This is a genomic window from Paenibacillus sp. MER 99-2, assembly GCF_023714095.1.
Taxonomy (GTDB): domain Bacteria; phylum Bacillota; class Bacilli; order Paenibacillales; family Paenibacillaceae; genus Paenibacillus.
Map to the genome: position 1 here is coordinate 41,484 of NZ_JAMAUZ010000013.1, position 21,907 is coordinate 63,390.

Below are 21,907 nucleotides of genomic sequence, written 5' to 3' on the forward strand. Positions count from 1 at the left end.
GTTTTGCCACATCGGCTTGATATACCGTGACGTTGATCAACCGAAATACGATTCCAGTTCAACTGAAAAGAAGCCTCAGCAGGCTGCCAAGGCTATAAAGGTGGAGCGGTATTCCGCTACCTCCATCATCTGTCATTACGTATTGTCGCTACCACGTCACTCTATTGAAGAGGACTAGCGAGCAGACTCAGCTCAGGATTAAGTTCCAGTGCTTCTTTGCAATAGTCACATGTAATCCGAACGGTGATATCTCCACCCGAATTATACGCTATTATATCCCTACGCTCGTCGGGGGTCAAGAAATGAAAGCCTAATTGCGCTTCCGTTATACGGGTAGAATCGATTTGTCCTATAAAGGTACGGCAATGCCTACATACATAATTCACTGACATGTTTATGCCTCCTGAACCTAGTTTATACGTCCAGTATGCCCATTAAGGCCGAATCGAACCCGGTTTATGATCATTTTTGCCAATAATGCTAGAATCAACAACTATCCGTTGAATTTAGCCATCGTTTGCTCAAACGTATGACTCAGGCTATGTTCAAGTGCATCACAGGTCTGTTCAATCGTCTGTTCGAGTGCTTCCTTTTCCTTCTTCATGAATGTCGAAAGAACATAGTCTACAATGGCGTGTCCAGGTTCTGGACGGGATATTCCCATGCGTACCCGGTTAAACTGCTGAGTACCTGTGTGCTGAATAATAGACTTAATTCCGTTATGTCCACCAGCACTACCTTGATACCGCAATCTCACTTTACCAATTTCCGTGTCCATGTCATCGTACACCACGATCAGGTCTTCCAGACTTACTTTATAAAAATCCATATAGGCTCGTACCGACTCACCGGACAAATTCATGAATGTCATTGGTTTAATCAATACCGTCTTGACACCGCCAATGTTGCCCTCTCCAATCAACGCTTTGCATTTACTCTGGGTAATGGAGATATTATGACGATCTGCCAGTCGATCGAGCGCCATAAAGCCAATATTATGACGGGTTTTGGCGTAGTTAGAGCCCGGGTTTCCGAGGCCAACAATCCACTTCATCTCGTTTCCTCCTTGGCATCACTTGAGCTGTAGCATAGACTTCATTTGTGATATTTCATATAATATCTAGAAAGTGAAGTTCCGTTTTGCGATATATAATTTCAAATGCCGCATGTTTAATTGATCTTATATACGTGTATACATCATATATTTTATTAACCCAGGAAGGTGAGCGGGTTTTGCGCGAAGACACTGGACAACTGACTCAACATAGCGATTTTATCTATCATCTTGAATATCACGTACCTGTACAGGTATACGACCGCGACACTCATATTGAGATTGGATTAATTACACGCTTCGATAATCAATTTGTCGAAATTGCCGACACGCTTTTCCATCGGCGCCGATTCCGTTTCATTTCCCGCCCCGGTTATTAGATATATAAGTTTAGTTCAAACATATATAGAAGATAACAGGGCGGTTTTCACTTTTATCATACGGCACGCCGACAGGGGTTACATTTTCCGGTTGAACCGGAAAACGTAACCCCTCTACTACTTTATGCAGACATCCTTATTCAATTTCAAACAGCTTGCTGATTGATAATTCCTCATGAACCCGGATAATTGCTTCTCCGAGTAAAGGCGCTACAGACAACACTTTGAGTTTGCTTGTCGGGTTAGCATGCGTAATCGGAATCGTATCCGTTACGATAACTTCCTTCAATGGTGCATTCTCCAGACGTTCCATAGCAGGGCCAGACAATACTGGGTGAGTACAGCATGCGTATACTTCCTTTACGCCGCCTTCCATCAAAGCATTTGCCCCCAATACAATCGTTCCTGCTGTATCGATGATATCATCGATCAGGATTGCCGTCTTACCTTCAATGTTACCAATGATGTTCATGACCTCACTGACATTCGGCTCAGGACGACGTTTGTCAATAATAGCCAGCGGTGCGTTCAGGAAGTCAGCGAGTTTCCGTGCACGGACTACGCCACCATGGTCAGGTGATACGACAACTGGGTTTTCGATCTGTTTCGACCGGAAGTATTGTGCCAGAATCGGTACACCAAGCAGATGATCAACTGGAATATCGAAGAATCCTTGAATTTGCATAGCGTGAAGATCCATCGCGATTACACGCGTTGCGCCTGCTTTTTCAATCAGATTAGCTACCAGCTTCGCTGTAATAGGATCACGGGAACGTGCTTTGCGATCTTGTCTAGCGTAGCCATAATAAGGAATTACAACGTTAATTGTTTTGGCAGAAGCACGTTTAAGTGCATCAATCATGACGAGCATTTCCATCAAGTTGTCGTTAACTGGCAAACAGGTTGACTGCACGATATAAACGTGACAACCCCGTACGCTCTCGGAGAGCTTCACTTGGATCTCACCATCACTGAAGCTGGTTGTGTGAGATTCACCCATAGGAATTCCGATATAATCAGCAATTTGATGGGCAAGCTTTGGGTTAGAATTGCAAGTAAATATTTTTAATTTCGAATCAAAATAAGTCATAAAATAAAAACCCTCCGTGCTGGTTCATTGGAATCTATAAGCGTCTGCGACATGTCGGCACCTCCCAAAAATCGGGAGGCAATGTTGTTATCAAAACCCTTATTCGGGTTTGGCGTTTTGTTTCTTGGCTTTGGCACGTCCACGGATCTTCTCCGCATAACCCGGTTTGTTCTCCTGGCGTGGACGAGCAATGGCGAGATCATTTTCGGGAACGGAATGGGTAACGGTAGAGCCTGCAACGACATAAGCGCCTTTTCCTACCGTAATGGGTGCAATCAAATTGACGTTGCTGCCTACAAAGGCATCATCTTCAATGGTTGTCACAGCCTTATTATAACCATCATAATTGACCGTTATTGCACCACAACCAACATTTACGTTTTTCCCTACTTGAGCATCCCCAATATAACTAAGGTGAGACACTTTGGAGCCTTCATCAATTGTAGCATTTTTCACTTCAACAAAGTCACCAATTTTTACACTGCGGCCCAATTTAGTTCCTGGACGCAAGTTAGCAAATGGACCTACAGAAGCTTCGGCACCAACCTCAGCTTTCAACAGCACAGAATGTTTAATTGTAACTCCATCCTGAATACTGCTGTCTTCGATATCTGCATGCGGACCAATATGACAAGCTTCACCAATGGAAGTCGTGCCCTTAAGAATGGTTCCTGGGTACAGCACTGTGTCTGATCCAATCGTAACATCCGCTCCGATATATGTCGATGACGGATCGATGATTGTAACACCGTTCAACATATGTTTAACGGCTAGACGTTCACGCATGAATGCTTCGGCTTGTGAAAGAGCAAGTCTGTCATTTACCCCGATCGATTCTGCAATATCATCTGACATGTAGGCTTCGACCACTTCTCCACCGCTCTTAAAAATGCCAACAACATCAGTAAGATAGTACTCTCCTTGGGCATTCTGATTCGTTACTTTCTCCAAAGCTGCGAACAGTTTTGCATTATCGAAGCAGTAAGTGCCTGTGTTAATCTCCTTCACAGCATCTTCCTGTTCATTACAATCCTTCTGCTCCACAATTCGTTGCACAGAACCATCTTCTCCGCGAATAACGCGTCCGTATCCTTTGGGATTGTCCAATTCAGCTGTAAGCACGGTAGCTGCTGCACCGCGACTCTCATGAAGCTTCATTAGACCTTCCAGCGTTTCACTCGTTACAAGCGGAGTGTCACCGCAGACTACAATCGTCGATCCGGCTTCATTACCAAGCAGAGCCTTCACCTGTTGAACGGCATGACCTGTTCCCAGTTGTTCTGCCTGAAGAGCGTATTCTGCTCTTGAACCCAAAAATGACTGCACCGCTTCGGCACCATGGCCTACCACGACTACACTGCGTTCTACGCCTGCGCGTAGAGCCGCATCAAGCACATGACCCACCATCGGTTTACCACATACGGGATGCAGTACTTTGTACAATTTGGATTTCATCCGTTTTCCTTGCCCTGCGGCAAGAACAATAGCCATTCGTTTCAAAATTCACGACCTCCTGTTTCTGAAAATCTCATCAATCTAGGGTTATAACTCCCTTTTCAATGAGTATCGTTCAGCCGGTTCTACGCCGGTCTTGTTCATCGCTTGCTGTCCTGTATTCACGCGTAACAACGCGGACACCAACAATCGTGACCTATATGTATACGCCGTGTACCTGCGAGCTTAACCGAATCCCATGATTCCTAAGATGCCGCCCTGTCACCAAGCGCACGCTGCGCTTTTTTGTTCTTCCAACATTCATAACGAATTGTTATGAAACACTACTCTGCGAATAAACTCAATACTGAATATATCTTATTCCGGTCAAAAAGAAAAGAGAGCCATAAGACATGGCTCTCTTTTCCTTCGAACCCCAATAATGTTCTCAGGCACCTTCTTCAATGACTTCTTCCTCAGTAGCAGCGCGATCATATTCAGTCAATACAGCCGCCTGAATCTTCTCACGAGTACCGGAAGAGATCGGGTGGGCGATATCACGGAACTCTCCGTCAGGAGTCCGCTTGCTCGGCATAGCAACAAACATTCCGTTGTTACCATCAATGACACGAATGTCATGAACGACGAATTCGTTATCGATGGTAATGGATGCGATAGCCTTCATTCTCCCCTCCGAGTTAACGCGGCGGAGTCTGACATCCGTAATTTGCATGTGTGTGTTCACCACCTTTTTCCATCAGAACTTGGTGTATAATTCCACACAGCCTATACGAACTCCTTCTTTTTATAACCATAAAAATGTCCTAATTTCAGGAATTTTTTTATTTAATACACAATTCGACAACGTTAGTGCCAGGTCGATGGAAAAGAAGCTTTCCCGACATGCTATTCGCCATCTTTCTACACATCAAAATAGTTGCCAGGCTTGACGGAAATGTGTCTGCTCTTCGCATCTACTGCTGTTAACTTCGCCAAGGATACATAATCGGTCAACAGGCGTTCTTCTGAATCGATAGAACCAGATTCCACCAAGACCCCAACACCGGCTACAGTCGCATTAAACTCAGCGAGTAGATCAATCATTCCCTGAACCGTGCCCCCGGCTTTCATGAAATCATCCACGATAAGTACCCGCGAATGCTCACGCATCGCCCGGCGCGATAGGGACATCGTATGCAAGCTTTTATGTGAACCCGATACATAATTGATACTTACGGCCGATCCTTCCGTAGCCTGATGGTCCCTGCGTACGAGCACAACAGGCAGGTTGAGCTGGGCACCCGTCGCATATGCGAGTGGTATGCCTTTAGTCTCTACCGTCATCACTACATCAATGCCCATATTACCAAATGCAGTGGCAAAAATTTTGCCTGCTTCATTCATTAATGCAGGTTGACCAAGCAAATCAGACATGTAGAGGTATCCACCAGGCAAGATCCGATCCGGCTGCTCCAATTGGGTACTGAGTCGCTCAGCAAAAGCAAGTGCCAGTTCTCTGGACACCTTAGGAATCCACTTCACTCCCCCGGCTGCTCCGGCCAACGTTTGCAGCTCTCCTGACCCACCTTCTTCGAACACTTCCTTGATAATCGCCAAATCTTCACTGATTGACGACTTCGCAGCTCCATAACGTTCGGCAAATGTGGTGAGCGGAATCACCGTATGCGGTCTAGACAATAAGTACTGCGTCATTTCAACCAGCCTTGCGCTTCGTTTTAATTTCTTCACAGAGATCCATCCTCACGATCACGGAAAACATCCAAATCCGAATAATTATATAAAAATATATCACCTTTATACGTGTTTGTACATCATAAAAGTAGGTGTTCCACAGCAAATTTGTTTTGAACAACCACTAAAAGTTCGTGTTCAAAAAGGGCGGTTTTCAGTACCAAGAAGATGGGATGAAGGTAGAAATGGAGTAGCGGAGCGTAGGCAGAACTACGTGAGCAACTACATGTTTCCGAAGGAAACAAGCTTCGTAAGCATCCCGCTTATTTCGGCTGAATCCCATCTTCAATGCTGAGATGCTGTCAAGCATCCTTCGTAATCAAAAGCGGACTTTTTGAACAACCACTAAAAGCGAATGCTATGTCAGCATTCGCACAGCGTATACTTCTTTACAGAAGCCACGAAGCCCATTATAGATCCGTGCTACCTTGGACTCCTTCGACACTAATCCAAACACAGTTGGGCCACTTCCTGACATTAATACGCCATCTGCTCCCAATTTGATCATTGCATCCTTCAGATGCTGTACCTCCGGATATAACTTCAGGGTTACATCTTCAAGCACATTCCCCATCTGTCCACATACTTCAGCAAACGACTGATTGCGAATCGCTTGTTCCATTTTGACAGCACTTGGATGGCGAACAATCTTGTCACTGCGGAAACGACCGTACACATCTGCCGTAGATACATTAATAGGCGGCTTGGCCAGTATGACCCAACATTGCGGCGGATTGGGGATCGGCGTCAGCTTCTCCCCTCGACCTGTTGCTAAAGCGGTACCTCCAGTAATGCAAAATGGTACATCTGATCCAAGCTCGGCTCCAAGCTCCTGTAGCTCATGATCGGGAATATTTAGACGCCAGAGACGATTCAAGCCGCGCAGCGTTGCTGCTGCATCACTACTGCCGCCTGCAAGACCGGCAGCGACTGGAATCTTCTTATCCAGATGAATATGCACTCCTGATCGAACATCATAACGCTCTTTGATCAGCCTAGCTGCCTGAAAAGCCAAGTTCTTCTCATCCAGCGGAATATATCCAGCCTGACTGGAGATAAAGATCGTATCCCGAGGAAGCTCGGAGAATTCTAACCGATCAGCCAAATCGACCATGGTCATAATCATTTCAACTTCATGGAATCCATCATTTCTTTTATGTAAAACATCAAGCATTAAATTAATTTTAGCAGGCGCTTTTTCGTAAATTTTCAAGACGTTCACCCGTCCTCACCTTTTCCCTAAGACAACTTAACATATTATATCAAAATAGGGCTGTCAAGTCATTTCTATTCCGCATCTATGGGGAAAAAGCGAGGTGATCCTGATGGATTGCCCCGCTCTCCAAACCAGATGAATTCAATTTAGGATTTGCGTGCTGCCTGCTCGGCGAGTTGGATCGCTCGCTTCACCATGTTGCCCGCATCTTTGGCCTTGATACCGCCCCAGCCTTCTTGCTGGACAGTATCGTAGAAACCGAGGTCTTTCGCCAGTTCGTATTTAAGCTCCTCTGACATTACACTTCTTCTTCTGCGGCTCATACAACCATCCCCCTTAGATTAAGCTCATCAATTAGTCCAGTTCGTTAATTGGCAGAAATGACGGACGAGCAGGCTCAAGATTGTGGAGAAACAATCCTAAGGATCACTTGAACCTGTCTATGTAGTATGTCGTAACTGCTTAAACCTCATTCCTAATAAGATGGGGAGATGGAATTCCTCATTTATGAAAATAAAAAAGCGATCCGCCTTGTGGGGCGAATCGCCTGTAAAACGATGCTTACGGCTCCATATAAGAACTATGCGTCTGGCTGCCTGGATCAAATACCATGACTTCCACCGACTCCGTAAGTATATCTGCATAACTATAAGATACTCGCTTGAAGGTTTCTTGTTCCTCATCAAGCTTAACAATAAAAACAGAAGGGTACGTTTCTTCCAATACACCCGTACGCTCGATAGTCTTACGGCGGCCACCATTAGCCCGCAACATAATTTTCTGACCTATATGAGCGTCGAGATTGCGTTTGATATCCAACAGCGTATTTTTAGCCATTGTCGACGACCACCTCTTTTCTTGTCCATTATACCTTAATTTACAGTCTATGTCAAATCAAAACCAATTATTATATCAGCATGGAAAAGTTCCTGTCAATGAATTTTTTTGCAAATAAAAAAAGCCCCAAACTGGGACTTTCTTCGCACAACCTTAAACCGCAGATGGGTTCACTTTTAACGTGGACAAATCGTTCAATCCAGGTAACCCGACACGGTAACTGCCACGCGTTTCTACACCACCCACGCCTTGGCTTCCGCTAATGGTATTATGCAGAATGTCATTCATATTCACCGTATCTCTGACTGAAGTAAAGGAGGCTTTGGCCGCCACATATACCGGATCAAGCGCATGAATCAGAATTCTGCCTGGTGAACTGGCGAAGTTCGCCCCTGCCCGCAGCAGAGCCTCAAAATGAGACTGACACGCCCCTGCAACGATCGTGAGCGCATCCAGGTGACGTTCGTACTGCCGAGCAACCTGGATTGCTGCCACAAAGTTCTGAGAGTTCTTGTAGCTTCCCAGACTATACAGATCGTAAGGCTGGCGAGTCTTCAGCACGCCATCATGTCCTGTAATAACCACAATGTCCGGCCGAACCTTAGGTAAAAGATGATACAACGTATCGGCCATAGCAGACTCGTGTACATACTGTCCCTCTGCAGGAACGCGAAGCTGCTCGTAGAGATTCATGCTTTTTTTCAAATAGTTTGGATCTCCGTCCAGATGAAGTACTTTGCCAGGCATCTCGAAATAAGCAGGCTCTTGCTGCTGAGTCCATTCCTGAACCAATCCTTCTCGATTACGCTCTGCCTGTTCCATCCGGTTTTGCTGCAGACGAGAAAGCGTCTGATGAGCCTTGACATGCGCCTGTCGGGTCTTAGCGCTCTGCGGTTCATATGGAACCTGTATTAAATCATCCACTGGGGAATCGGCAAGCAGTCGGAACTCGGTACCTTTAATGACGGCACTGTCCACCTGAAGGCCTTCCACCCGAAAAGTCACATCTCCACCGTATGACTTTCGAACGACCAAGTCTCCGATATTCATCAACATAATCACCTCTACCCCATCGTATGGGCTAGAACCCGGATTGGTTCATCCGAATTTAAATACATTACATAGCAAACCTACAATTCTACAGATCAAATTCCATAAGAAGACCTGTTTATAAGGAGTCGCCTGTACTGAAATGCCTATAGCGCTGCACGAACTCCAGCTTCCCACATCACCGTGCTTAACGTTGCATACTCCTCCAAGCTGAGGGTCTCGCCACGTCTAGATGGCTGGATACCTGCCTGCTCCAATAATTGGTCAGCCTGCTCCCGGTTATCCTTCGTAAAAAAGCGAGATTTTAGGTTGTTGGAAATGGTTTTTCTCCGCTGTGCAAAAGAAGCCTGTACCACCTCGAAGAAGTGTGCTTCATCTGGCACCTGCACTGGAGGCTGTTCCCGAACCTTAAGTTTAATAACCGCGGATTCCACATTAGGCTGTGGGATGAATACTGTTGGTGGAACAACACAGACAAGTTCAGGCACACTGTAGTATTGTACGGCAATACTCAGACTGCCATAGTCCTTGGAACCAGGTGCAGAAGCCATACGTTCAGCTACTTCCTTCTGAATCATGACCACGATGCTGTCCACGGGCAGCTTTTCTTCCAGTAGCTTCATCATGATCGGCGTTGTCACATAGTAAGGCAAGTTCGCAACAACGCTGACTTTGTCCACTTGACCAAAATCCGTTCGGAATAACTCCTCCAGATCCAGCTTCAATACATCGCCATGATGAACCCGTACATTGGGATAAGGCTCCATCACTTCACCTAAGATCGGCAAGAGCCGCTGATCAATCTCTACTGCCGTTACAGGACCTGCAACCCTAGCAAGCCGCTCCGTTAGTGCTCCGATTCCTGGCCCTATCTCAAGTGCACCTTTGGACTCGTCCAAATCTGCAGCGTTAACAATCTTGTTCAATATATTTTGATCAATTAAGAAGTTCTGTCCTAGACTCTTCTTAAATGAAAATCCATGCTTCTGGATAATCTCTTTGGTTCGCTTGGGTGTTGCAATCTCCAACGTCTCTTCCATACCCTTCATTTACTTCACAATCCTTCACATTCGATTTGCGATAATGCGGCAGAGAATTCTTCTCGGGTGATCTGAAACACACTTAGCCGCTTGTGAAACTGCTTCCCGTTACAATATCCGATGCCGAGTATATTCCCCATCTCCATGCGACGTGCGGCAGCCTGGGGATGCACAATGAGTCCAGCAGCGATCAGATCCTCCCAATCAATCAGACTCGGTGCTCCTTCATAGGACGTATGCACACGTGCTAAGGCATGGCGAATAGCTTCTGGCGAAGCGTTCTCGACCCCGATATCTCCTTTGCGCGTTGCGTCAGCCTCAGGAATGAAGGCGTGCTTACAACCTGGTACCTTATTGGCAATAATTTTCCGTATCCGCTCGCCAGCATGATCTGGATCGGTCAGGACAATGACACCTCTTCGCTCCTGAGCAAGTGCAATGCGCTTTAGAATCCGCTGATTAATGGCTGAGCCGCCTGTTTCAATGGTATCCGCCTGAACGGCGCGCCTTATCGCCACCGTATCGTCACGTCCTTCAACCACGATCACTTCTTTTATCATGTTCCAATTCTTCCTTTCTAACGCAAAAAGAAGAGGAATATCCCTCTTCTCTGGCAAACGGCGGGCGAGACTGAATTCAGACCCTCCCGCCGCATATTCCGCATGAATCATTCATGCCTTATATTTTATAGCATTCCCATTTCAAAGTAAAACGATTTTAGTTTGCTTCCGGCTTCACCGGACCGATCACATAGACCGTTTTACCTTTTTTACGTCCGAAGTTAATGGCATGCTTCACACTGTCATAATATACGTCAATCTTATTACCTTTAATAGCTCCGCCCGTATCTTCGGCACGACGGAAGCCAAGACCTTCAATGTATACCCACCATCCGATGGGAATGACTTTCGGATCCACCGCAATAGTGCGACCTTCTGTTACCCGAGTACCGGAGGCTGTTTTGGTGCCAATGCCAGGCTCTTCAGAAGAATATGCCGTCATAGACACATTTTTGAGGACTTTAGAATACTTAAAAGAAGTACCTGAAACGGTAATAACTTTGCTGCCCGAGGCAGAAGATTTATCCGAGTTCGATGATGCCGTTTTTGTTGCTGTTTTTGTCTTCGAAGTGCTAGCCGATACCGTCTGGATCTCAGGCTCCTTCACGACAGGTGCAGGTTTAGCTTTGGTTCCGACAGCGATGACCTTATCTACGCGATTGGTCGATACCGACTTGCCTACCATTTTCTTGGAGACTAATTCTCCATCTTGGAACACTTTCTCAATATGTTGTACGAGTGTACCTTCTTTACCACTCACGATGACGCGGTTGTCACCTTTGTACAAGCTAGGGTCAGCCGTTTTGATGACTTTGAATGCGATGGGCTGCTCCACATCAACTGTACGCTTTGTTACACGCACTACACGGATTTTCATATCCTCTTTGATTGAAGTTCCAAGTGCAGGGTAAACTTTATCATCGCTTGCAATTTCAATACCCGACTTTTGAATTACCTCTTCTACCGATGCATCGGTTGTATACAGAGTCTTGGTGTCTCCGTCTGCCGTAATATTTACTGGAACGGCCCGCTCAATAACGATGCGGTCTCCATCTGCAATCGCCCCATTCAAGGGCATGGATACCTGATCGTGAGGGCTGACTGTGATTGACTGCTCCTCTAACAATTCTTGAAGCATTCCTGTACGAGTCTCTACCGCCTGAGCTTTGCCATCGATAACCAGCGAAATTTGTTTCCCGGCCTGACCATAAACGACTAACAAGATCATGATTGTAAGCGCAATTGAGAATATCGCGATCAATGCCATTTGACGCATGTTCTCATGCTTCCACCGTAACGCGAAAGACTTACTGGATGATCGTGACTCATGGGTCTCTTCTGTTTGGAATGTGCCCACTTCTCCGTCCTCCTTCATAGCCTCGCCGTCTAGAGTAATGCATGATGTCTTTGACGCGACTATACCTGATTTTCTACAGAACACGGGTTAGACCAACCTAGCCGGTTCTGCACCATGAATCAATCTTCGCAACATGATGTCATCCTCCTGAATACTTACCGTATGATGACAGTATTTCTTTTATTCAAAAACAAAAAAAGCCAAAGAAAGAGTGTAAGAGGACTCTTTCGTGGCTTCCGAATGATTTTGAATATCGGAAATTCATGCACGAGGTTGCCTCTCTTTTTCCGCTTGCGAGGTTAGCTGTCGGGTTCGGGCGAAAGAGAGCCGCCCTATCTCCGGTCACCCGCTCATGGCGGACGCCCTTGAATTCACCCCGAGACCCAAAGAAGAAATCAAATAGTGGCTTCGCAGATCATTCCGCTGCTTTTAGGTCAGCGAACGATGCGCACCGGCTATATTCACCGATGTTTAAGCCCTATTGGTTCCCCCGCTCTCCGATAACGGAGACTCAGCGAGATTGATTCATGAAAGTAATGTTGTTCATCGGAAAGTGTCCCTTTGTTCATCCCCCGAACATCTGTCCAATTTTCCGCACAACAATTCACTGAAAAGATGATATCCTGTTTCGATGCATGTTGTAAAGCGTTGTTCAAGTACGTTTTTCTAAATATTTGGTTAAAATATTGTAATATTCTTGATTTATTTGGATCAAAAAGCAAATTACCTCCGTCTAGCTCACTTTTTCATCCCATTTGCTCCATTTTTTAACGAATACCAAATCGTTCCATGGCATTTTTGGTGGTTATTGCGGCAATTTCCTCTAGCGAAATGCCTTTAATTTCCGCAGCTGCTTCTGCAACCAGACGTACATGCGCTGTCTCATTTCGTTTACCACGAAATGGATGTGGAGTCAGATAAGGAGCATCTGTTTCAAGGAAAAATCGATCCATCGGAACCTTCTCCAGTACCTCTTTGGGTTGCTTCGCATTTTTGAACGTAATTGGCCCTCCGAATGAGAGGTGAAATCCTAGATCAAGACATAGTTTCGCGGTTTCCCAGCTACCTGAGAAGGAGTGCATTACTCCGCCAACGTCTCCAGCCTTTTCTTCTCGCAAAATTTTTACAATGTCCTCATGTGCATCCCGATTATGAATGACGATGGGCATGTTCAACTCACGAGCTAGTCCAATCTGCTGTCGAAGCACACGCTGCTGTACATCCTTTGGTGACGTATCCCAATGATAATCTAAACCAATCTCGCCAATCGCCACGACTTTTTCATGCTTGCATAAAGATGCAATCCATTCCAAGTCACCTTCTTGCATCGTGATTGCATCCACCGGATGCCACCCAACAGCTGCGTAAATAAAGTCATATGTCTCGGCTAATTTCATAGTGGATGGAATTGTTTCTCGGTTAAAACCGACATTAATCATGCGGCTAATCCCTGCATCAACAGCCCGCTTGATCATAGCTTCACGATCCTCGTCGAATTGGGGCGCATCTAGATGGGTATGGGTGTCGAATAACATCATGTTTCGTTCTCCCTTTCTGTCGAATCAGAATAAATTGAATAGTCTATTCACGCTTATGCACGTGCAATCATATCTGATTAAATTTTTTTTAAAAAGTGAATTTTTCAGTTAGATAAAATGGGCTTATAAAGGTTTTTTTAAACGATTTGACCCTAACTACCTACAATATGTGGATTGAATTAGCGACAACATACTCTATATGTAGATCTGTTTAGGGAAATATAATTTTATAAAAAAACCTAAGATTACAAAATTATGTCGATCTACATATCCTCTCCATTAAAGCAGATTACTGTATCATGAGAACATCTCAGGTTAGAAATGCTTTTTAGCATAGCTACTTTGGCATAAAGCCGCACCACCCAAATCATGAGAAGTAGGGGCGCAAATGAGATGGCAACTCATGAAGAATGGCATCAACCTTGTTCTGTGGGTAGTATAGATGATGCTTTCCACGATGAATGCCACTGATTGAACGGACAATATCGGAAACCTCTGATAGCTCGTGCAGCTGGTCCTGCCGATCAAGCAACAAGATTTGCTTATCCGTCGATTCATTCGGACGAAACACATCATACGGAAGATCGGTCGGAAAATCAATTTCTAGATCATACTCAGGATTTAATCCTGCCTTGGCGAAAGCTTCTCGCATCTCTTCAATCGTCTCTACATCGATCTGTTCTACCTCTACATACTTATATAATCTGCGATCCATAAATCGTTCGCAGAGCTCACTTAGAACAGCATCGTCTTCTTTGCGCCATTGCATGAATGCCGTTTGGATCAATGCTTCGTCCAGTTGCAGATATTCATGAACAGCAAGTTCACCTTCAAACAACTGGGGCAAAGGATCAATCATGAAACGGAAATTAAATCCCTGCTTCACCAGCGTTTTAGCTCGTTTAAAAATTTGACGCAATATAATCTCAGAACTGCGGGTAACTGGATGGAAGTAGATCTGCCAATACATCTGGTACCTAGACATCAAGTAATCCTCCACAGCATGCATACCCGACTCCTTGACCACGATTCGTCCGTGGTAGGGACGGAGCATACGCAAAATCCGATCAAGGTCAATCGTACCATAGTTAACACCTGTGAAATACGCATCGCGAAGTAAGTAATCCATGCGATCAGCATCAAGTGGACTTGTAATCAAATTGACCACAATAGGTTTTTCGTACGTTTTTTGTATCACCGATGCAACCTTCTCTGGAAAATCTGGCGCATACCGTCTTAAGATGGCCCCTACCTCGGTATCGCCCATAATGATGCGGCAAGTCCAATCTTCATGATTCATATCAAATGCTTCTTCAATGGAGTGAGAGAATGGGCCATGTCCCAAATCATGTAGTAAGGCAGCACAGAGAGCCACAATCTTCTCCTCTTTCGGCCAATCCGAATAATGACTTCTTTCAAATTGTGAAATAATTTTACGTGTAATCTCGTACACACCTAGCGAATGAGAAAAGCGGCTGTGTTCTGCTCCATGAAAAGTCAGATACGATGTACCTAGTTGGCGAATCCGACGTAGGCGTTGAAACTCGGGGGTATTAATCAACTGCCAGATAATCGGGTCTTGCACATGGATATAATTATGTACGGGATCTTTGAATACCTTTTCCTCCGTTAAACGCTGTTCCATAATTGTCACTCCTTTTAGTTTATTTTATTTTGTTTTGTCGTTTCCGCCCCGAAATCCAACATTGATTCGACATACTTTGTCGAATGTTGTCGAACACAGGGGTTATAATGTTTTCCAAATCGACAAAGCTCACTTTCGTGTTTAAATGTGAAAAATAGCTTCTAATCCCTTACCCATCTTAATTTTATCAAAAACAGCCTTAATTTTAAGCTAATTTTAAGGTTGACTGTTTTGGGAATCGTTGGTATGATGGGTATCATAAAACATAAAATAATGTCGAATAATGACAATGATAAGTAGCTGAGAGGAGCACTGATTATAATGATGAAATCAACAGGTATTGTAAGAAAAGTCGACGAACTGGGACGGGTAGTTATTCCAATCGAATTGCGCCGTACGCTGGGTATTGGTGAAAAGGATGCTCTTGAGATCTATGTTGATGGTGAGCGCATCATGTTGAAAAAATACGAGCCAGCTTGTATCTTCTGTGGTAATGCTGAGAACGTAACTTACTTCAAAGGTAAAATTGTTTGTAACGAATGTATTTCCGAGATCCCTGCACCTGTGACAAAATAAGAAATATCAGGTATAATGGACTTATTCAATTGTTATTTCTAACCTTTTTATATTCCTTGATTGCCTTCCCGGTGTGAACCCCACCGCTGGAAGGTCTTTTTTTGTCTATTTACCCAAAGAAGCCTACTTGTCTTGCCTCTTGAGGCACATTCGAAGTAAGCGGTGGATTCAATATGACAACACATAGATTAACTATTGATGCCATATACCTGAATCAATTTCATAACTCATACCATTGATTCATTTATAAAATTTTTTTCCACCGCATCTCCGTTTTAATATTTCTTTAAGTTTCCAATTAAGGTTGCTTTAAGGTTTTTTTTATGTCACTCGATACATATATTTGGCTGGATTTATAATAAAGCGTTATACACGTCTCTTTTCGTTAACCCTCGATCTGTACCCGTTTTCTTCATCGCATCCTTACGACCTAGACCCTCGGACTCATAATGGGCTACATGCTCTTCCAATGAAAGCTGTTGCCACCATGCTTCACGTTCTGCTTTCCGTTCATGCTCCTTGATCCCATCAACCAGAAGACAGTACTCTCCAAGTGGTGGATGCTCTTCGAGCCATTCGATACATTCTCGGATGCTACCTCTTGCAAACTCCTCATGGCGCTTAGTCAATTCTCGAGCCAAAACTACAGGACGATCACCCAAGATCTCTTCCAAATAGGATAGTGTTTTACGAATGCGGTGAGGTGACTCATAAAACAACAAAGTGCCGTTTGATTCGTCAAAAGCCTCCAGCACTTTTCGCATATCCTTTTTCTCTCGCGGCAGGAAACCACCAAAGGTGAATCGTTCTGTCGGTAGCCCCGACACAATCAGAGCAGACAATGCTGCATTCGGTCCTGGGATCGGAATGACACGAATTCCAGCTTCAATGGCAAGCTGTACTAGGTCAGAACCAGGGTCAGAAATAGCCGGTAAACCTGCATCACTGACGAGTGCCAAATTTTTTCCTTCTATTATATAGCGTATCAGTTCAGGCCCGCTTGCGGCCTTATTATGCTCATGGTAACTAAACAGCATGGAAGGTGTAATATCAAAATGGGTTAAGAGCTTTCTTGTCTGTCTCGTATCCTCGGCCGCGATGATGTCACATTCCTTCAATGTGTTGATCGCTCTGAAGGTCATATCGTCCAGGTTACCAATTGGGGTTCCGACCAAATATAAATTTCCTGAGCCTTCCGTTCGATCTACATAGCTTTTCTGAACGTTCAATGTCATCTATAGCCCTCCTTCCACGGGGTGCGATTTGTTTTGTGAGCCATAGTAGATATCCATAATCTCTTCACAGTAGGTTCCCTCTTCATTGTACACAATGAGTGGTGGAAGCATCCTTACTTCTGGCTTTCCATCCTTAGAAGCTTCTATTAATACCATATTTGCTTCTAGATGTGAGCGAGGATGAACCATTCGAATCCGTTTGGGTTCCAGTTTGTATTCCCGCATGAGAGAAATGATCTCGGCAATACGCTGAGGACGATGAACCATCGACACTTTTCCGCCATTACGAAGCAGTCTACTACACGCTTGAATCACTTCTTCCAATGTACATCCGATCTCGTGGCGTGCCATAGCTTGATGAGTATTCATCTTCAGATCACTGCCATTCAGTGGCATGTAAGGTGGGTTAACCGTTATTGCATCGTAAGCTGCATGTCCAGTCACTTTGACAAGCTCGCGCAAATCCCCTTCATGGATGGTGATCGACTCGCCCAGTCCATTGAGTTGCACACTACGTCTTGCCATATCTGCTAATCGTGGCTGAATCTCAATTGCCTCCAAATTAGCCTGTGTGCGTGTCGTTAATAAAATCGGAACTACCCCGTTACCTGTACATAGATCAAGCACCCGACCACGTTTAGGAACAGAGGCAAATCTCGCTAACAACACAGCATCCATGGAAAAGCTAAACACTTCGTCACTTTGAATAATCTTTAGATCGTGAGAGAGCAAGTCATCAATTCGCTCTGACTCCTGTAACATTACTGAATTTTCTGTCATATGATGCACTCATCCTCCGGTAAGCTATGCTTCGTTACATTCTTTAACCTTAAAATATTTTAACCTTAAAAAAAACCGTAGGGTATCTTCCCTACGGTCACTTCATTTATTAAGAAAAGACAGGCAGAACAGACAATCGCCTTCCGTACGTAAATGTCCATAATAGACATTGCAGATATGGAAGCCTTCGTGATACAACCGAGCTAAGTTATCATACCCTTCACCTACAACATCTTCTCCGGTAGCCGGCCCTGCGGGTCTTGCAATCGGAGCTAGTGCAGAAGCAGCGGGCAGATCAGCTGGAGCTTCACGCTTGAGCAGTTTACGCAACTGCTCATTCTCAATCGTAAGCCGCTGATTATCCTCAAGCAGCTCTTTGACAATCATTTTCAACTCACCTAAATCACTGTGCAACTGACCCAATTGGGTTTCCATTTCATGAATGTGCGTAAACAGATTTTTCTTTTCCAAGTTTCCACCCCGAAGCAACCTTTATGGTTTACTTGATAACGACGTCATCCAGCGGAAGTTCTTTGACTTTACTGATGTCGAACAGTTGAACATGGACTGTGCGATTACCGGCATTGATTCCGACAACTTTTCCTTCACCCATTGAGGTGACGACCAATTTGCCTACAGCCGGAAGTTCTTCTCTCACACTTTCGTAGTTATCATGCTCAAACTTCAGACAGCACATGAGTCTTCCGCACAACCCGGAAATTTTCGTCGGATTCAGTGACAGGCTCTGATCTTTAGCCATCTTGATTGATACCGGCTCAAAGTCTCCCAGCCAGGAAGAACAGCATAACACACGGCCGCAAGGTCCGATTCCTCCAAGCATCTTCGCCTCATCTCGAACGCCAATCTGACGAAGCTCAATCCGTGTTCGAAAAATGCTGGCTAGATCCTTGACCAGCTCTCGGAAATCAACTCTTCCTTCAGCTGTAAAATAAAAAATAATTTTATTGCGATCAAACGTAAATTCCACATCGACCAGCTTCATTTTGAGGCCATGGTCTTTGATTTTATTTAAACAAGTACCGAATGCTTCTTTGGCTGCACGCTTGTTCTCATCTACCACACGAGCATCTGTCTCACCTGCTACGCGGATGACTTTCTTCAGCGGCAATACCACATCGGACTCGCCTACTTCCTTCTTACCAACTACAACCTTACCGTACTCTACCCCCCGCGCTGTCTCCACGATAACGCAGTTTTCTTTCTCAATGGGAAGGTCCAGGGGATCGAAGTAATAAATTTTGCCCGCTTTTTTGAAACGGACACCCACTACACTATACAAAAAATTAACCCCCTTGTAAGCCAATCCCACTTCGTCTGAAGCCCTATCTTCTTAAGGAACCCCCCGAAGTTATAACCGTTCGCATATGATTGGAACAACCTGTCCTCTCCCAGTCTTATGCCAAACCGATCAAAAATTGCTCCAGACAAAGCTGGCCATTGACATTGAAACGCAATTTTTTTCTACATGCCGCGGCCGAATCCATATAGGAGACCCACTGATCTGTACTGCGGGTTCGAGCCAATTGAGACAGCATGTCCAACTGATCTATAAAAACGATATGTTCATGCCTACCGTACTGAATATAAAGCATATCTCTAAACCATAAGTGGAATAGACTAAGCAGCATATCCAGATGTTCTGAGAGTCCGGTTTTGAAAAGCTTCTGCTGTGCAGAGATCAAAGATGTACTTCCTCTACCCAGGGACTCCTTCCCTAATTGTAACATTACGTTTCTAATTTCTGCAAACCAATTCTGCTGGAGAATTTCTCTACATGCTTCCAAACCTGACGCTAAATGGACTGCAGAACGAGCTAGATTAGCCGGATGTCCTTCCGAAATCAATATTTGCAGCATTTCTTCCGGAATAAGCGCGTTAAATGGAACGAGTTGCGCACGAGAACGAATGGTTGGTAGCATTGCCTGCCCGTTATCGGTAATCAGAATGCCTACTGCAGGCACCTGAGGCTCTTCTAGAAACTTCAGCAAACTATTGGCCGCCTGGACCGTCATCTTTTCAGCTTGCTCTATAATGTACACTTTAGGATGTCCAGCCTCTGAACGATAAGAGAAAATACGCTGTAAATCCCGAATTTGATCAATTTTGATGTTATTTCCATCCGGAGCAAGCATAGTTAGTTCAGGATGATTACCATGCTCTACCTTTCTACATTCTAAACATTGACCGCAGGCATCATCCTCTAGCTCTGTACAGAATATAGCCTTGGCAAACGTAATCGCTGTCTGCAATTGCCCGCTGCCCGATGGCCCACTGAACAAATATGCATGGCTGATCGCCTTACGCCTTAAGCTACTCTGTAACATCTGCTTCGCTGCCTGCTGACCCATAATTTGTTGAAAAGACATACTTCCTCCTCAGAAGCTTAAATTAATAAGCATTCCCCGAATTTCACCGACTTGTTGAAGCAGTGTAATTTTTCCATCCTCGGTCTCAAGCAGTTCATCCGCCATTAATAACAGGGCTGCATCGACCTCATCAATCAATTTATACCGTTTGCCCCGTCCTCTGCGATCCCATCCCCGGGTTTCTTTCATAGAAACACCGCGACGTACCGTCTCCTCCAAAAACCTCTTTACGAGCTGCTTATAGGCTTTGAGTTCGCGGATCGTCATGGATCGAGCCAATCGGTCACCCTGCATTTGAATTTCACTTAATCTACGGTTCAATTCAGCCTGTGAAGCTCGTTCACCCTGGTGATTCATCATATCGGAGAAATTTTTGGATTGAACCGGCTTGGAGCTGGAATCGGAAGAACTGATACCGCTCTGCATTGGCCGGAACCCAGGATTGATTTTCATGGATACGCCTGCTTTCTATTATAATACGTGTTATAAAAATCCGTTCTCAGTAGGTCAATCGCCCATCAGCACAGTGCGCATTGCGCCTGTGCGTGAAATCAACCTGTATATGAGCTGTATAAACCTCTATATATAATGGTAGAAAAAAATCACCATCATGTACCATTTGTGCAATTCTAGAATAGTCAGCCTTCGTCCAAGAAGAGCCGTCCTGTAGAAGAGGTTGTTCAGAAGGTTTTTGAACACACACTAATGTGGATTATTTTCCTTGGACGAAGAACGTCGATTGTTGAATCTCAAGAGGACGTAACTTTTGGAAATTACGACCTTGAGAAATAAAGCCTTTTTGTATGAATCATTCCAGGCTCAATGGAGATTGCTTAATCGCTTAGAAGTGTTCAAAACGATCAACTGGCAGAACAAATACGGTTGCTCCACCGACTTGAACTTCAACAGGTAGCGGCAGGTAAGAGTCGGTTGTACCACTCATTGGCGTAACTGGCGTTACGAGCTGTTCACGAACCTTACAACTGCTGCGAATGACGTTCATTACGGATTCGACCTGACCATCATCGACACCGATCATAAACGTCGTGTTGCCTGCCTTCAAAAACCCACCGGTACTGGCCAGCTTCGTAGCTCTATAGTTCGCTTTAACCAGGGCGCTGGATAATCGGTTGCTGTCTTTATCCTGTATAATCGCAACAATTAGTTTCATCCTGCATAACCTCCTTCAATAATAAGCACTTCATAAATGCCATGTTTATATATTAGACAATTACTCGTCAAAATCCTTCAAAATCCCTGTCTTAAGCGACAAAATGATTGAAGCGAAAACCTCATCTGGCGTAAGAGAAGCATCAATGATCTGAATTCTCTCCGGAAATTGTTCTTTTAGAAGGAAATAACCTTCACGTACCTTTCGATGAAACTCCAGACTTTCCAAGTCTAGACGATTTACCTCACGTCCAGCATGAGCATCGATCCGTGCAAGACCCTTTTCGGGTTCAATATCCAGATAAAGTGTCACATCCGGCATCAGATCACCGATTGCGAATTGATTAATGGCCCATACTTGATCCATGCCAAGTCCGCGAGCATACCCTTGATAAGTCAGACTGCTATCAACAAATCGATCGCAGATGACCATTTTGTCTGCCTTGAGTGCTGGCTCAACTTTCTCTGCCAAGTGTTGACTACGTGCAGCCGCATAGAGCAGCGCTTCGGTTCTTGCATCCATTGACGTATGAGAAGGGTCAAGGATGATGGCACGTATTTTCTCAGCAATTTCAATCCCACCAGGTTCACGAGTAACTAGCAATGGTATACCCTTTTCTTCCAAGTAAGAACCTAACCTGCTGATCATCGTTGTTTTTCCGGAACCCTCTCCCCCTTCTAGCGTAATGAATTTACCTCTGCCCTGCATATGCTTCCCTGCTTTCTATATCGATTATTGCGTCTAATTGTGTGATCATGAGTAATGCGTATTGTGTAATAAGTATGCTCTGTATAAGCTCAGCTAA

General features: G+C 44.7%; 25 protein-coding genes and 1 riboswitch. Of the genes, 2 read left to right on the forward strand and 23 right to left on the reverse strand.

Annotation, left to right across the window (positions count from 1 at the left end; translation table 11 throughout):
* Positions 1–161: 161 nt before the first annotated feature.
* Both fin and pth read right to left on the reverse strand, forming a co-directional pair.
* A complete protein-coding gene (gene fin / locus M3636_RS27635) occupies positions 162–392 on the reverse strand; it encodes an anti-sigma-F factor Fin (protein ID WP_128099762.1) in 231 nt (76 codons plus the stop codon).
* Between the two features lie 101 nt (positions 393–493).
* Positions 494–1,054: an aminoacyl-tRNA hydrolase gene (pth, locus tag M3636_RS27640; protein WP_128099761.1), complete on the reverse strand. Its 561-nt coding sequence runs from the start codon at positions 1,052–1,054 to the stop codon at positions 494–496.
* Between the two features lie 179 nt (positions 1,055–1,233).
* Between pth and M3636_RS27645 the strand changes: the two genes are divergently transcribed.
* The gene (locus M3636_RS27645) at positions 1,234–1,434 is read left to right on the forward strand and encodes a hypothetical protein (RefSeq protein WP_056697408.1); all 201 of its coding nucleotides are present in this window, start codon (positions 1,234–1,236) and stop codon (positions 1,432–1,434) included.
* 136 nt (positions 1,435–1,570) lie between these two features.
* On the opposite strand, the gene M3636_RS27650 is transcribed toward M3636_RS27645, so the two are convergent.
* The 13 genes from M3636_RS27650 to M3636_RS27710 form a co-directional block, all read right to left on the reverse strand.
* Positions 1,571–2,524, reverse strand: a complete 954-nt coding sequence (locus M3636_RS27650) for a ribose-phosphate diphosphokinase (protein WP_017691370.1) — start codon at positions 2,522–2,524, stop codon at positions 1,571–1,573.
* Between the two features lie 99 nt (positions 2,525–2,623).
* Entirely contained in the window at positions 2,624–4,015 is a 1,392-nt protein-coding gene (glmU, locus tag M3636_RS27655) for a bifunctional UDP-N-acetylglucosamine diphosphorylase/glucosamine-1-phosphate N-acetyltransferase GlmU (RefSeq protein ID WP_483311550.1), read from the reverse strand.
* Between the two features lie 391 nt (positions 4,016–4,406).
* Positions 4,407–4,691, reverse strand: a complete 285-nt coding sequence (gene spoVG, locus M3636_RS27660) for a septation regulator SpoVG (RefSeq protein WP_017691372.1) — start codon at positions 4,689–4,691, stop codon at positions 4,407–4,409.
* A 188-nt stretch (positions 4,692–4,879) separates the two neighbouring features.
* Positions 4,880–5,707: a pur operon repressor gene (gene purR / locus M3636_RS27665; protein ID WP_128099759.1), complete on the reverse strand. Its 828-nt coding sequence runs from the start codon at positions 5,705–5,707 to the stop codon at positions 4,880–4,882.
* A gap of 361 nt (positions 5,708–6,068) precedes the next feature.
* Positions 6,069–6,923 carry a 4-(cytidine 5'-diphospho)-2-C-methyl-D-erythritol kinase gene (ispE, locus tag M3636_RS27670; RefSeq protein ID WP_128104245.1) on the reverse strand — a complete coding sequence of 285 codons (855 nt, stop codon included), beginning with the start codon at positions 6,921–6,923 and terminating at the stop codon, positions 6,069–6,071.
* Positions 6,924–7,072: 149 nt separating this feature from the next.
* Positions 7,073–7,249 (reverse strand): small, acid-soluble spore protein, alpha/beta type, encoded by a 177-nt coding sequence (locus M3636_RS27675; protein WP_056697402.1) that lies wholly within the window; start codon positions 7,247–7,249, stop codon positions 7,073–7,075.
* A 238-nt stretch (positions 7,250–7,487) separates the two neighbouring features.
* On the reverse strand, positions 7,488–7,763 hold the full coding sequence (gene veg, locus M3636_RS27680; protein WP_056697400.1) for a biofilm formation stimulator Veg: 276 nt from the start codon (positions 7,761–7,763) through the stop codon (positions 7,488–7,490).
* A gap of 153 nt (positions 7,764–7,916) precedes the next feature.
* Positions 7,917–8,813 carry a sporulation peptidase YabG gene (yabG, locus tag M3636_RS27685; RefSeq protein WP_128099758.1) on the reverse strand — a complete coding sequence of 299 codons (897 nt, stop codon included), beginning with the start codon at positions 8,811–8,813 and terminating at the stop codon, positions 7,917–7,919.
* 146 nt (positions 8,814–8,959) lie between these two features.
* A complete protein-coding gene (gene rsmA, locus M3636_RS27690) occupies positions 8,960–9,862 on the reverse strand; it encodes a 16S rRNA (adenine(1518)-N(6)/adenine(1519)-N(6))-dimethyltransferase RsmA (RefSeq protein ID WP_128099757.1) in 903 nt (300 codons plus the stop codon).
* A 5-nt stretch (positions 9,863–9,867) separates the two neighbouring features.
* Entirely contained in the window at positions 9,868–10,413 is a 546-nt protein-coding gene (gene rnmV, locus M3636_RS27695) for a ribonuclease M5 (protein WP_128099756.1), read from the reverse strand.
* 157 nt (positions 10,414–10,570) lie between these two features.
* Positions 10,571–11,770 (reverse strand): resuscitation-promoting factor, encoded by a 1,200-nt coding sequence (locus M3636_RS27700; protein WP_145410351.1) that lies wholly within the window; start codon positions 11,768–11,770, stop codon positions 10,571–10,573.
* A gap of 272 nt (positions 11,771–12,042) precedes the next feature.
* Positions 12,043–12,297, reverse strand: a riboswitch (cyclic di-AMP (ydaO/yuaA leader).
* A 240-nt stretch (positions 12,298–12,537) separates the two neighbouring features.
* The gene (locus tag M3636_RS27705; RefSeq protein ID WP_186323602.1) at positions 12,538–13,308 is read right to left on the reverse strand and encodes a TatD family hydrolase; all 771 of its coding nucleotides are present in this window, start codon (positions 13,306–13,308) and stop codon (positions 12,538–12,540) included.
* Between the two features lie 367 nt (positions 13,309–13,675).
* Positions 13,676–14,953, reverse strand: coding sequence for an HD domain-containing protein (locus M3636_RS27710; protein ID WP_128099754.1), 1,278 nt, complete (start codon positions 14,951–14,953; stop codon positions 13,676–13,678).
* A 321-nt stretch (positions 14,954–15,274) separates the two neighbouring features.
* Between M3636_RS27710 and M3636_RS27715 the strand changes: the two genes are divergently transcribed.
* The gene (locus M3636_RS27715) at positions 15,275–15,529 is read left to right on the forward strand and encodes an AbrB/MazE/SpoVT family DNA-binding domain-containing protein (protein ID WP_024633700.1); all 255 of its coding nucleotides are present in this window, start codon (positions 15,275–15,277) and stop codon (positions 15,527–15,529) included.
* A gap of 353 nt (positions 15,530–15,882) precedes the next feature.
* Here the strand turns inward: M3636_RS27715 and rsmI are convergent, their stop codons facing one another.
* The 8 genes from rsmI to tmk form a co-directional block, all read right to left on the reverse strand.
* Positions 15,883–16,764 carry a 16S rRNA (cytidine(1402)-2'-O)-methyltransferase gene (gene rsmI, locus M3636_RS27720; RefSeq protein ID WP_128099753.1) on the reverse strand — a complete coding sequence of 294 codons (882 nt, stop codon included), beginning with the start codon at positions 16,762–16,764 and terminating at the stop codon, positions 15,883–15,885.
* Positions 16,765–17,544 (reverse strand): tRNA1(Val) (adenine(37)-N6)-methyltransferase, encoded by a 780-nt coding sequence (locus M3636_RS27725; RefSeq protein ID WP_128099752.1) that lies wholly within the window; start codon positions 17,542–17,544, stop codon positions 16,765–16,767. It abuts the gene before it with no gap.
* Between the two features lie 102 nt (positions 17,545–17,646).
* Positions 17,647–18,015 carry a DNA replication initiation control protein YabA gene (gene yabA / locus M3636_RS27730; protein WP_056697385.1) on the reverse strand — a complete coding sequence of 123 codons (369 nt, stop codon included), beginning with the start codon at positions 18,013–18,015 and terminating at the stop codon, positions 17,647–17,649.
* A gap of 28 nt (positions 18,016–18,043) precedes the next feature.
* Positions 18,044–18,844, reverse strand: a complete 801-nt coding sequence (locus M3636_RS27735) for a PSP1 domain-containing protein (RefSeq protein WP_056697383.1) — start codon at positions 18,842–18,844, stop codon at positions 18,044–18,046.
* A 115-nt stretch (positions 18,845–18,959) separates the two neighbouring features.
* Positions 18,960–19,931, reverse strand: coding sequence for a DNA polymerase III subunit delta' (holB, locus tag M3636_RS27740; RefSeq protein ID WP_128099751.1), 972 nt, complete (start codon positions 19,929–19,931; stop codon positions 18,960–18,962).
* Between the two features lie 9 nt (positions 19,932–19,940).
* Positions 19,941–20,384 carry a YaaR family protein gene (locus M3636_RS27745; RefSeq protein ID WP_128099750.1) on the reverse strand — a complete coding sequence of 148 codons (444 nt, stop codon included), beginning with the start codon at positions 20,382–20,384 and terminating at the stop codon, positions 19,941–19,943.
* A gap of 388 nt (positions 20,385–20,772) precedes the next feature.
* On the reverse strand, positions 20,773–21,102 hold the full coding sequence (locus tag M3636_RS27750; RefSeq protein ID WP_056697375.1) for a cyclic-di-AMP receptor: 330 nt from the start codon (positions 21,100–21,102) through the stop codon (positions 20,773–20,775).
* Positions 21,103–21,162: 60 nt separating this feature from the next.
* Positions 21,163–21,810 carry a dTMP kinase gene (gene tmk, locus M3636_RS27755; RefSeq protein ID WP_128099749.1) on the reverse strand — a complete coding sequence of 216 codons (648 nt, stop codon included), beginning with the start codon at positions 21,808–21,810 and terminating at the stop codon, positions 21,163–21,165.
* Between the last annotated feature and the right edge of the window lie 97 nt (positions 21,811–21,907).